Below are 12,682 nucleotides of genomic sequence, written 5' to 3' on the forward strand. Positions count from 1 at the left end.
ACTTGTCCCTGGCGATCCTCGATAGTCCGCCTGCCTCCGGATCGCTCCGCGATTCGGCGACCCGCCGCGGGCCGACGGCCGTGCTGTCGTCGCTGGCGCCCGCGTTGGCCGCGGCCGCCGCGCTGGCCGCCCATCTGCTCCTGCCGAACCACCAGTCACCGCTGCCGACCAAGCCCTACCCCGTGCTGCTCTCGGGCTTCCTGGCCGCCTCACTGGGTCTTTTCCTGCTCCGGGGCATCCACCCGATTTTCCGGGGATGGTTGAGCGAGAAGGGGCCGCTCCTGGGGGCGGGCATCCTCCTGCTCGCCGCCTGGGACCTCGTGACGCTCAAGTTCGCGGTGATGGCCCTGCCGTATTTCCCCGGCCCGGACATGGTACTGACCGGGATGATCGAGGATCGGGCGATCCTCGCCGAGAGTGCTTACCGGTCGCTCCTCCTGCTCCTGACCGGCTACTTCGCGGGCGTGGCCGCCGGGCTGGTCAGCGGGGTCCTCATCGGCTGGTCGCGGACGGTCCGATACTGGGGCATGCCGCTGATGAAGCTCGTCGGGCCGATCCCCGCGACGGCCTACGTGCCGCTGGCGATGGCTCTCTTCAGCAATGCGTTCGTCTCCGGTAGTGCCCTCATCGCCATGGCAGTCTGGTTCCCGATGACCATGCTGACCAGCTCCGGGATCGCGAACGTGCCCAACTCGTATCTGGACGTCGCGCGGACGCTCGGGGCCAGCCGTCGCTATCTCGTCTTCCGCGTGGCCATCCCCGCGGCGATGCCCAGCGTCTTCCTCGGCCTCTTCATGGGACTCGGGGCGTCGTTCCTGACGCTGATCGTGGCGGAGACGGTCGGCGTCAGGTCCGGGCTGGGCTGGTATCTCAAGTGGCAGCAAGGTTATGTGGAATACGCCAAGGTCTACGCGGCCCTGCTCATCATGGCGGCATTCTTCTCGAGCCTGATGTCGCTCCTCTTCGCCGTCCGCGATCGCGTCCTGGCCTGGCAGAAAGGGACGATCCGATGGTGACCGCGCGCAGCCAGGCGACGGCGGCCTTCGACGAGGGGGCCAGCCTCGTGGTCTCCGGCGTCTCCCGGTCGTTTCGGGCGGAGGACGGATCGGAGACCAGGGCCCTCGCGAACCTGTCCCTGGCGGTCGCCCCGGGCGAGCTCGTCGCGCTGGTGGGGCCCAGCGGGTGCGGCAAGTCCACGCTCCTCCGGCTCATCGCCGGCCTCGATCGGGCCGACCGGGGCGAGTTGAGCGTGGCCGGAGAGCCGATCACGGGCCCCAGCGCCTCGCGCGGGCTGATGTTCCAGGATCCGAACCTTTTTCCCTGGTTGAGCGTACGACGCAACATCCGGTTCGGGCCGCAGGCGCGGGGCGTCCTGAGCCAGCATCAACCGGACGTGGACGCGATCTTGCGTCTCGTCGGGCTCGAGGAGTTTGCGGACCACTATCCGCATCAGCTCTCCGGAGGGATGGCCCAGAGGGCCGCGCTCGCCCGGGCACTCGTCAATCACCCCAAGGTTCTCCTCCTAGACGAGCCCCTCGGGGCGCTCGATCAGTTCACGCGGATGAGGATGCAGGACGAGGTGCTTCGGCTCTGGCAGGCGCGGGGCACGACCATGCTCCTGGTCACTCACGATATCGATGAGGCCCTGTACATGAGCGACCGGATCGTCCTCTTCAGCCCCCGCCCGGGTCGGATCGAGCGGGAGATCATCGTCGAGCTGGAACGCCCAAGGCACCGGAATAGCTCGCGGTTCTTGCAGCTCCGCGCGGAGATCCTCGATCTGCTGCACCTCGCGGGCGGAGAGCCCGCGGCGACCCGATCTCGTGCCGACGGAGGCGAGGGATGAGCCAACCCGCCGGTTCAACGCGGGGTCTCCGCGGTCCCCTGATCGTCCTGATCGCCGTCGTCCTGCTGGTGACGCTGGCCGCGGGCCTGTTCCTGGTCCGGCGACGGGCCCCGGCGCCGGAGTCGGCCGGCGGGCTGCCGGCCCCGGGCTCGGAGGCGTATCGCGCGATGGTCTCCGCGTTCCACGAGGGGGTCGCGGCGCTCGACGCCGACGCGGCCGATCGGGCGCGGGCCGCATTGACCAGGGCGACCCGGCTGGTGCCGGAGGAACCCGCGGCCTGGGCCGACCTCGGCCTGCTGAAGCTCCGCCAGGGCGACCACGACGGCGCGGCGGTCGACCTGGAGCGGGCCCGGTCGCTCGCCCCGGACAGCGCCGCGATCGAGGCGTTGCTCGGCCTGCTCGAGAGCCGCCGCGGCCGGTACGAGGAGGCCGTGTCGCACCTAAGGCGGTCTGTCGAGCTCGACCCGAAGGACTACCGATCCCGGTTCGCCCTGATGCGTGAGGTCGAACGCCTGGGAGAGGAGGGGAGCGAGGCCGACGCCCTCCGGCTGGCAAACGAGCTTTCCGATCTCGTGCCCCGCAACGCCGCGGTGCTCCTCGAGCGGGCACGCCTCGCTGCCAAGCGGGAAGACGCCGCATCGCTCGCCGGGGCGGTCGAAAGGCTGGCGAAGCTCGCCCCCGACTGGCCGTCACGCGCGCAGGAGGTGCAGAAGGAGCTCGGGCAGGCCCTCAAGGCCGGCCCGCGGGGCGCGGCGACGCGGGTCATCTCGCTGCGCAACTTGCTGCTCCCCACGGTCGCATTCCGCCGCGACATGGCCGCCGTCGACATGCCGGTCGGCACCGTCGGCCAGCCCATCGAGCGGTTCCTGCGGCTGGAGCCTCCGCCGCTGACCCTGGCGCCTCCGGACGCGGGCCTGACGTACTCGGTCGAGGCTGTCCCGGGGCCCGGCCCGGGCAAGGGGGGCCGGATCCTGGCCGTCGCGCTGGCCGCGGGCGAGAAGCCGGCAATCATCGCCGGGGATGAAGCGACCGTGATGCGGCTGGACCGGCAAGGGGGCGACCCGCTTCCGTTCCCCGGCCGCCCCGGCTCGCCTCCGACGCGCCAGGGCCTGCTCGCGGCCGACCTGGATTCGGATTATCGGCTCGATCTCATCCTCGCCGGCGCCGGCGGAATCCGCTATTTCCACCAGAAGGAAGATGGCCGCTTCGATGACAGGACGGACGCATGCCGCCTCGAGCCGAGCGTCCGGAACGGCGATTATGCTGGGGCGTGGGCCGCGGACCTCGAGATGGACGGTGATCTCGACCTCATCCTGGGGGCGAGGGAAGGCAAGACGGTTTCGCTCCGGAACAACGGCGACGGCACCTTCACCCCCTTCGACCTCTTCGGTGGGACCTCGGCGTTGCGGTCCTTCGCCTGGGCCGACCTGGACAACGACGGTGCTCCGGACGCCGTGCTCCTGGACGCGAAGGGGACGCTTCGGGTCATGGCCAACGAGCGCTCCGGCAAGTTCCGCGACCGTCCGTTGCCATCCGACCTCGGCCCGCTGGCCGCCGTCGCCGTCTCCGACCTGGATGGCGACGGTCGGCTCGACCTCGTCACGCTGAAGGGCGATGGTTCGGTCCAACTCCTCTCGGACCGGGATGAGGGGGGGGCGTGGGACCGGACCGAAGTCCTCAAGGACGCCGGCGCGGTGGGGGAGGACGCTCAACTTATCGTCGCGGATCTGGACAACAACGGGGGGGCGGATCTGATCGCCTCCGGACGATTGGGCGAGTGGGTCCGGCTCGCGGACGGAAAGGGGGGCTTCGTGCCGCTCTCGCCCCCCTCCGGCCTGAAGGTCGCCGCGGTCGCGGATCTGAACGCCGACGGTACGCTCGACCTGGCCGGCCTGTCGGAGGCCGGCGTCCCCTCTCAAGCCCTCGGACGCGGGTCGAAGGGATACCACTGGCAGGTCATCCGTCCCAAGGGGGCGAAGACATTCGGCGACGGCCGGATCAATTCCTTCGGGCTGGGGGGCGAGGTCCAGGTCCGCGCCAACCTCCTGGTCCAGAAGCAAGTGATCGACGGGCCGATCCTCCACTTCGGCCTGGGAGAGAACGAGAAGGCCGACGTCGCGCGGATCGTCTGGCCGAACGGGACCACCCAGGCGGAGTTCGAAGCCAAGGCCGATCAGGAGCTCGTCGCCGAGCAGCGACTCAAGGGGTCGTGCCCCTTCCTCTACGCCTTCGACGGCAAGGAGGTCCGGTTCGTGACCGATTTCATCTGGCGGTCGCCCCTGGGCCTCCGGATCAACGCCCAGGACACCGCGGGCGTCGCCCAGACAGAGGACTGGGTGAAGATCCGCGGCGATCAACTCGCCCCGAGCGATGGATTCTACGACATCCGCATCACCGCCGAGCTCTGGGAGACCCATTTCTGGGATCACGTGGCGCTCATGGTCGTCGATCATCCTCCCGGGACCGATGTCTTCGTCGACGAGCGATTCGCGAGGCAGCCCCCCCGGCTGGCCGTCCAGGCGACCGGACCGTTGCACGTGCCCGCGTCGGCCCGCGACAACAACGGCAACGTCGTCACGAGCGCGATCGCGAGGCGCGACGGCCGTTACCTGGACGACATCGGACGAGGCCGGTATCAGGGGGTGGCCCGGGACCACTGGGTCCAGGTCGAGATCGGAGAGGACCTGCCCCGCAACCGGCCCCTCCTACTCGTCGCCAGGGGGTGGATCCACCCGACCGACAGCTCGATCAACGTCGCCATCGGTCAGGGAGGCGTGGTGAAGCCGCAGGGGCTGATCCTCGAGGTTCCGACGGGCGACGGCGGCTGGAAGGTCGTCCGCGATGACCTGGGATTCCCGGCCGGGAAGAACAAGACGATCCTGGTGGACCTGGACGGACTCTTCGCCCCCAGGGGGCCTCGCAAGCTGCGGTTGCGGACGAACCTGGAAATCTACTGGGACATGCTCGCCATCGCCGACGCGCACCCCGAGCTCCATCTCGAGCCGAAACGGCTGGCGCCGCAATCCGCCGAGTTGAGGTTCCGGGGCTATTCGCGGATGCTCCAGGCCGACGCCTCGGCTCCGGAGCTGCCCGACTATGGGCGACTCGCGGCCGTCGGCCAGCCCTGGCGAGACCTGGTCGGCTTCTACACGAGGTTCGGCGACGTCCGGGAGCTCCTCGAGAAGGTCGACGACCGCTACGTCATCGCCAACGCGGGGGACGAGCTTCGGCTTCGGTTTCCCGCCGGGCCCCCGCCCGAGGCCGGATGGGTGCGGGACTTCGTCATGATCGGCGACGGATGGAACAAGGACGGCGACTACAACACGGCCTTCTCCCGGACGGTCCTCCCCCTGCCGACGCACGCGGCGAGTGGTTACGACAGACCTCCTGGCGCACTCGAGGACGACCCGGTCTTTCGCGCCCATGCCGACGACTGGCGGAACTTCCACACGCGATTCGTCACCCCCGCGGGATTTCAGAGGGGACTTCGTCACTCCTTCGGATCGCAAATCGGCGGCAGATCGGAGCCCAGCCCATGAAGAGATACGCCCAGTGGATCGCCGCCGGCCTCCTCGTCGTCGAGCTCTTCACGCTCCGGCTCCTGAACGGGATCTCGAGCGGCGATTCGGCCATGGCGGGCATGTCGATGGGACGGAATGGCCCCGACGTCTCCCGAAAGACGGACGCGCGGAAGCCGACGCGGTACGGGGTCGAGCTGACCGAGGTCGCGAAAGAATGCGGCGTCGATTTCGTGCACAAGGCCCCTACGCTTGACCCGAAGCTCGACCACATCATGCCGCAGATCGCCTCCATGGGCGCGTCGGTGGCGGTGTCCGACTTCGACCGCGACGGCTGGCACGATTTCTACGTCACCGACAGCTCCGAAGGGGGGAAGAACCGACTCTATCGGAACCTGGGCGACGGCAAGTTCCAGGACGTGGCCGAGTCGTTCGGCCTCGCAGACCTGAATCAGGTCGGAACGGGCGTCTCGATGGGGTCGCTCTGGGCCGACTACGACAACGACGGCTTCGAAGACCTGTTCGTCTACAAGTGGGGCAGGCAGGAGCTCTTCCATAATGAGGCCGGCAAAGGCTTCTCGCGCGTGACCGACCGGGCGGGCTTCCCCGCCTGGATCAACTCCGGCTGCGCGGCCTGGCTGGACTACGACCGCGACGGCCAGCTCGACCTCTTCGTCGCCGGCTACTGGGCCGACCACCTGAACCTCTGGGACCTGAAGACGACGAAGATGATGCCGGAGAGCTTCGAGTACGCGAAGAACGGCGGGCGGAAATACCTCTTCCGCAATCGGGGAGACGGGACGTTCGAGGACGTCACGAAGGCCGCGAGCATCGACAGCAACCGTTGGGCGCTCTGCGTGGGCGCGGCCGACCTTCGCGGCACCGGCTATCCCGACCTGTTCATCGCCAACGACTATGGCGTCTCCGAGCTGTTCGCCAACCAGCAGGGGAAGGGCTTCCGCGAGATCGGCAAGTCCGCCGGCGTGGGCGCGGCGCCCAAGAGCGGCATGAACGTCTGCTTCGGGGACATCTACAACAACGGCAAGCTCTCGGCCTACGTCACCAACATCTCCGAGGAAGGGGTCCTGATCCAGGGGAACAACCTCTGGGTGCCGCGTGAGGGGACCTCGGGCGACTCGATCCAGTATGACAACCTGGCCAGCTCGCTCGGCGTCGAGCTCGGGGGATGGAGCTTCGGAGCCCAGTTCGGCGACCTGAACAACGACGGCACGCAGGACCTGATCCTGACCAACGGATACGTCTCCGCGGAGAAGGGGTCGAGCTACTGGTACGAGTTCTCGATGGTGGCGGGCGGCAACAGCTCGATCATCTCGGACGCGAAGAACTGGCCCCCCATGCACGGCAAGAGCCTCTCCGGGTATCAGCAGAAGAAGGTCTGGCTGAATGACGGTGCCGGCCACTTCCGCGAGGTCGCCCAGGCGGTGGGCTACACCGACACGCACGACGGCCGCGGCGTGGCCCTGGTGGACCTCTGGAACCGAGGCGTGCTCGACGTGATCGTCGCCAACCAGCGCGGGCCGCTCCTGATCTACCGGAACACGGTCCCGGAGGATCGCCGCTGGATCGACTTCGAGCTCCGCGGGACGAGGTCGAATCGGGGCGCCATCGGCGCCCAGGTCCGGCTCTACTGGGACGGCAAGGAGCAGCTCCAGGAAGTCCATGGCAGCATGGGGTATTCCGCGCAGAATCAGCGGCGGCTGCACTTCGGCCTGGGCAAGGCCGACGCGATCGAGAAGGCCGTCATCCGCTGGCCGTCCGGCACCGTCCAGACCCTGGAGGCCCCGGCCCCGGGACAGGTCCACCAGATCGAGGAGCCCCGATGAGCACGACCCTCTCGAGCCCGCCCCCCGTCGTCAGGACCTCCCCCCCGAAGGGCTGGCGGCACCTGATCAGCTTCAACAACCGCTACCTCGCGCCGGTGCTCATCACCTCGATCCTCCTGGTCGGGCAGTTGAGCTTCGGGATCCTGGAAAGCTACACGCGGACCCTGCTGGCGATCGGCTCCTCGATCCTCGCCGAGGTGATCCTCAGCCGCCTGCTGCTGGGGAAGTGGCCCCACCTGGCCAGCGCCTACATCACGGGCATCAGCGTCGGCATCCTGGTCCGGTCGCCGTTCTACTGGCCCTACGTGCTCTGCGCGGTCATCTCGATCACCTCGAAGTATGCGATCCGCTGGCACGGTCGCCACATCTGGAATCCGTCGAATTTGGGGGTCAGCGCCTTGCTCTTCCTCGCCCCGGCGACCGTGGCGGGCCTGAGCGTCCAGTGGGGCAATGCCGTCTACCCGATGCTGGTGATCTGGCTCCTCGGCTCGGTGATCATCTGGCGGCTGAAGCGGTTTCACATCTGCGCGACGTATGTGCTTTCGTTCCTCTGCTTCTCCGGCATTCGCAGCCTCTTAACCGGCGACCCGTGGCTGGCGGCGGTCTCGCCCATCACCGGGCCGATGTACCAGCTCTTCACCTTCTTCATGATCACGGACCCGCCGACCACGGTGAGATCGAAGCGGGGACAGGTCCTGGTGGCCTTCCTGGTGGCGGCCATGGAGGCGTTCCTCCGCCTCAATCGCGTCGTCCACGCTCCGTATTACGCCCTCTTCCTCGTCGGCCCCGCGGCGAACGTGATCGACATCTGGTGGCGGGAGCGGCGACCCGTCGGCGGTCCCGCCGCGGCCCAACCTGGCTGATCCGTACATCGGGCCGAGCGCCCGCAGGACACAGACAAGGAGCTCATCATGCTGGCTGGAATGGAACGCCTGGTCGACCTGGTCGGTATCCGGGAGTCGGCCCTGACCGGGGCCGCGACCGCGGACATCGAGCGGGCCCTCCGCGCCGGGGAGGTCGAGACCCTGAGTGCCACCGACGGGCACTTCGCCGCCACGATCCGCGACGGCCAGACCGTCCGGCTGGCACGGACGATCGGGCTGCCGCTCCGGTACTTCGTCGCCAAGCGCTATCACGGGCCATACCTCGTGGTCTCCGACCGCATGGACCGCATCTACGACTACTGCTGCCGCGAGAAGATCGGCTGGCAATTCGATCCCCTCTACACGCGCATGGTCCCGGCGCACTACATGGTGGAGATCGACCAGGTGGGATGTCCCGACCCGAACCCCCGCTACCACCGCTTCTTCGACGCTCGTGTCGGGGAGGGGCCGGAGGACATCCGGGAGCTGGGCGCGGCGTACGTCCGGGCGGCCCTGAAATCGATCGAGGGCTGGATTGCCCGGGTCCCCGACGATGAGCCGATCGCCGTCCTTTTCTCCGGCGGGATCGACAGCGGCTCGATCCTGCTGCTGGCACGTCAGGCCCTCAAGAACCTGGATCGCGATCCGGACCTCGTCCGCGCGTTCACGCTCGACCTCGGCGGCGGCGAGGACGCGGCCCAGGCGGAGCAGTGGGTCCGCGCGATGGGCCTGGAATCGTCCTGGGAGCGGATCGCGCGGCCGCGGGTGATCCCCGACATGGAGGAGGCCATCGCGGTCATCGAGGACTATCATCCCCTGGACGTCGAATGTGCCGCGGCCAGCCTGATCCTGCTGAGGGCGATCCGCGAGATGTATCCCGACGTCCGCCACCTTCTCGACGGCGACGGCGGCGACGAGAACCTGAAAGCCTACCCGATGGAGGATTCGGACCTCACCCTCTCGAGCATCCTCAAGAATCCGCTCCTCTACCAGGAAGGCTGGGGGATCGACGCGATCAAGCACAGCCAGACCTATTCCGGAGGACTCTCGCGGTCCTACGCGAGGACCTTCGCCCCGGCCCAGCACCTGGGATTCTCGGCCTTCAGCCCCTATACGACCCGGTCGGTGATCGCGGCGGCGATGGCGATCCCGTTCGAGCCGCTCCTGGCCGGCGATCCGGAGCGGCTCTACGCGCTCAAGGGGCAGGTGGTCGGTGCGGGCGTCGAGGCGGTCACCGGCATCCGCATGCCGATCTTCGCCAAGCGGCGATTCCAGGCCGGCGCCGGCGGGGCGAACCGGCGGTGGAAGCTGAGCAAGGCGTGGTGCCGCCAGGTCTTCCTCAGGCAGTGGGAAGACCGCCTCCGCACCGCCTGGGATCCCTCCGCCGAGCGCGTCTCCGGCAACGCCATCACGGCCTGACCGAACCCGGAGGCCAGGCCCGGTGACCGAACCGACGAACGAGCCCGGAGCCTCGGCCTATCCGAGCTCGGCCTCCGCGCGGACCCAGTGGATCCTCGAGCGACGTCCGGCGAGGAACGCGCTCGATCCGATGCGACCGTACGCCGTCCTCGCCGAAACGGAGCCCGGGCTCGACGGCCGGCCCGTGGACGTCGCCACGATCTTCCTGACGAACCGCGAGTGCCCCTGGCGATGCCTGATGTGCGACCTCTGGCGGAACACGCTCCAGGCGACCGTCCCGGCGGGCGCGATCGCGGCCCAGGTCGCCTACGGCCTGGCGCAATTGCCGCCACCGGCCCCCGGACGCTCCGCGATCAAGCTCTACAACGCCGGCAGTTTCTTCGACCCCCACGCGATCCCGACCGCGGAGTATCCGGCCGTCGCTCGGCTCGCGGCACCCTTCGACCGCACGATCGTCGAGTGCCACCCGGCGCTCGTCGATCATCGGGTCATGGATTTCCGCCATCTCCTTCCCGGGCGACTCGAGATCGCGATGGGCCTGGAGACCGTCCACCCCGAGGTCCTGAAACGCCTCAACAAGCGGATGACCCTTGACCGCTTCCGCCGCGCCGCCGAGTTCCTCGGGCAGAACCAGATCGGCCTCCGCGTCTTCATCCTGGTCCGCCCGCCCTGGTTGGGGGACGCGGAAGGCCTGGAATGGGCCCGCCGCAGCCTGGATTTCGCCTTCGACTGCGGCGCGGCGGTTGCCTGCCTGATCCCGACGCGCGGCGGGAACGGGGCGATGGAGGAGCTGGCGGCCTCGGGCGAGTTCTCGCCCCCGTCGCTTCGGTCCCTCGAGCTGGCCCTGGAATACGGCCTCCATGCGAAGCGTGCGATCGTCATGGCGGACGACTGGGACATCGAGAAGGTCGCGGATTGTCCTCGATGCGCCACGGATCGGGTCGCGCGAATCCGGACGATGAACGCCTCGCAGGGCTTCCCTCCCGCGGTCGAGTGCGATGCCTGCGACCCGACACGGCGATGATCATTCCGGCCGGGCGGGCCAGGCGGATTTCAGCTCGATGATCCGGAGCGAACGGATCCGGGCGTGCCCGCCGGCCGCGGCCACGTCCAGCCGATCGTGCTTCGGCAGGAAGCACCCCGAGATCGAGACCTCGCCGTCGTTCGCGAAGGCCTCGATCGAGGCGCGATCGACCAGGATCTCGACCGAGCGGACGCGGCCCGAGACGGTCGCCGGCCCGCTCTGGCAGGCCATGGATCCCCCAGTGAGCACGACCTGAGTGCCGCGCAAGGAGAAGGTCAACGTCGAACCCTCGGGGCACTCGACGTCGGCCAAGAGCCGAAATCCATCGGGCGGTTGCGGCAGGGCCCGGGACTGGCCGGCGGCCAGATCCAGGTCACCGACCGTGTGTTCCCGCCCATGCAGCGTGGCGATCTCCGCGGCCGGCTTTCGAAACAGCCGGGGCGATCCGCCAACCGTCTTCAGGCTCAGGTCGCAGGGGAAGCTCATCTGCTGGTTGAAGGGCATGTCCGGGTAGGAGCCCCCGCGCATCCAGGCGATCTGGACGCGGCGGCCGGGCTGGCCGGCGATGTCCCCCCACGATCCGGTCGCGTAGAAGCTTGGCCCCAGGTCCCCCGGTCGGACGGGCGTTTCGGCATGGAACGCCTTGCCGTCGAACGAGCCGGCGGAGTATTGGCCATTGCCGCGGACGAGCACCCACTTCTGCCGCGCGAGGTCGCCATCGAGGGGGAGCGGGAAGAAGTCCGGACACTCGAAGCAGTCGGTGACCGGCTCCTTCTCCTCGTGCCAGTCGAGGAGGTTCTCCGACGTGAAGAAGAGGTAGCTGTTGACGCACGAGAGGACCATGACCCACCGCCGCGTCGGCTCGTGCCAGAAGACCTTCGGATCGCGCTCCGGGTGGTGGAAGATCGGGTTTCCCGCGTACCTCGCCCAGGTCAGGCCGCGGTCCAGGCTGAACGAGATGCACTGGCTGTGGTTGTCGAAGCCCGACCAGAAGGCCAGCAGTGGGGGATTGTGGTCATCGGGAGAGAGCTTGGAGACGTTCCTCGCGTCGAGCACGGTGGTGCCGGACTGGACGCCGCTGCCGTATCGTTTGTCGTCCCAGAACGCGGGCTGGATCTCCGTCCAGTGGACCAGGTCCTTGCTCACCGCGTGGATCCAGCAGCGGGCCCAGCGCTGGGCCATGAGGTGATACTGACCGTCGAGATGGATGAGGCCGTTGACGTCGTTCATCCAGCCCTCCTCGCGCATCCCCGGATTGAGCTTCCGGAGCGTCCACTGCCGGGCCGTGAAGTGGAACTGGGGCCGGTGCTTCTCGCGGTAGAGGTCCGGGGCCGGGGGGAGCAGGACGGTCTCGGTGTACCGCTTCTTTCGGGCCGCGACCGCCTCGGCGCCCCCGGCCAGCCGCTCGATCTCGGTGATCGGGAGCGCGCGGTCCCAGAGCGCGACGTGATCGACGAGCCCTTTCCAGCCGGTCTTCACGCCCTCCCCGGCCGGCTCACCGCCGATCAGGCAGGGGGCCCGGTTGCCGCCGCGGACCGGGCCCTCCGCCGGCGACTCGTCCATCAGCACGCCATCGACGAAGAGCTGGACCGCCTTGCCGTCGTAGCGGCCGGTGAGGACGTGCCAGTCCCTGGGACCGATCTTTTCGAGCGGGGCGATCACGGCCGTCATCCCGGGCCGATCGCGGAGGCCGATCTCGAAACTGACCTCCGAGCGACTCGAATAGAGGTTGTAGACGAGCTGGTCGTGCCCGCCGTGCTTGCTGAAGATGGGCCCGTCCCAGGCCCCCGAGGGGCATCGGAGCCGGACGCTGACCGTGAGCGCATTGCTGGCGAGATTCAGGTTGCCGCCGTCCCCCTGGCCGGCGTCGAGGTATCCGCCGTCGAGCTGGGCGACCTTGCTGTCCTCTCCGGCCGCCAGCGAGGCCCGAAGATCCTCACCGTCCAGCGTCTTCCCCAGGGTCGCCGCCCCGACGGCGTGCAGCTCGTCCTTCCCGGACACGTCCCGAGCATTCGCCATCGACCAGGCCGCCACCGCAGTCCGGAAGCTGGAATCGGCCGCCGCGGGCCCGGGCGCTTCCTGGGCGGCAAAGGCAGTCGAGGCGATCGGGAGGGAGAGCACGAGAGCGGAAAGGACGGAAGTTCTCATGACGATCGATCTTCTCGGGT

8 protein-coding genes are annotated in these 12,682 nt (G+C 68.7%); 7 read left to right on the top strand and 1 reads right to left on the bottom strand.

Features of this window, described 5'->3' with window-relative positions:
- The first annotated feature begins 2 nt into the window (after positions 1-2).
- From G6O54_RS04540 to G6O54_RS04570, 7 genes are read left to right on the top strand one after another with little or no spacing between them, the layout of a single operon-like run.
- Positions 3-1,016, top strand: coding sequence for an ABC transporter permease (locus G6O54_RS04540; protein ID WP_205678671.1), 1,014 nt, complete (start codon positions 3-5; stop codon positions 1,014-1,016).
- Positions 1,010-1,846, top strand: coding sequence for an ABC transporter ATP-binding protein (locus G6O54_RS04545; RefSeq protein WP_165220742.1), 837 nt, complete (start codon positions 1,010-1,012; stop codon positions 1,844-1,846). Before G6O54_RS04540 ends, G6O54_RS04545 begins: the two co-directional genes overlap by 7 nt.
- Positions 1,843-5,385, top strand: a complete 3,543-nt coding sequence (locus tag G6O54_RS04550) for an FG-GAP-like repeat-containing protein (protein ID WP_165220745.1) — start codon at positions 1,843-1,845, stop codon at positions 5,383-5,385. Before G6O54_RS04545 ends, G6O54_RS04550 begins: the two co-directional genes overlap by 4 nt.
- Positions 5,382-7,208, top strand: coding sequence for a CRTAC1 family protein (locus G6O54_RS04555; protein ID WP_205678672.1), 1,827 nt, complete (start codon positions 5,382-5,384; stop codon positions 7,206-7,208). Before G6O54_RS04550 ends, G6O54_RS04555 begins: the two co-directional genes overlap by 4 nt.
- Positions 7,205-8,071: an RnfABCDGE type electron transport complex subunit D gene (locus G6O54_RS04560; RefSeq protein WP_165220748.1), complete on the top strand. Its 867-nt coding sequence runs from the start codon at positions 7,205-7,207 to the stop codon at positions 8,069-8,071. The genes G6O54_RS04555 and G6O54_RS04560 overlap by 4 nt, the downstream gene beginning before the upstream one ends.
- A gap of 48 nt (positions 8,072-8,119) precedes the next feature.
- Positions 8,120-9,490, top strand: a complete 1,371-nt coding sequence (locus G6O54_RS04565; RefSeq protein WP_165220751.1) for an asparagine synthase-related protein — start codon at positions 8,120-8,122, stop codon at positions 9,488-9,490.
- 22 nt (positions 9,491-9,512) lie between these two features.
- Positions 9,513-10,514, top strand: coding sequence for an archaeosine biosynthesis radical SAM protein RaSEA (locus tag G6O54_RS04570; protein WP_205678673.1), 1,002 nt, complete (start codon positions 9,513-9,515; stop codon positions 10,512-10,514).
- Here G6O54_RS04570 and G6O54_RS04575 read toward each other — a convergent pair whose 3' ends face one another.
- Positions 10,515-12,662 (bottom strand): LamG-like jellyroll fold domain-containing protein, encoded by a 2,148-nt coding sequence (locus tag G6O54_RS04575; protein WP_165220754.1) that lies wholly within the window; start codon positions 12,660-12,662, stop codon positions 10,515-10,517.
- Positions 12,663-12,682: the final 20 nt, after the last annotated feature.

Origin of the sequence: Aquisphaera insulae, assembly GCF_011064615.1 — a bacterium.
GTDB lineage: Bacteria > Planctomycetota > Planctomycetia > Isosphaerales > Isosphaeraceae > Aquisphaera > Aquisphaera insulae.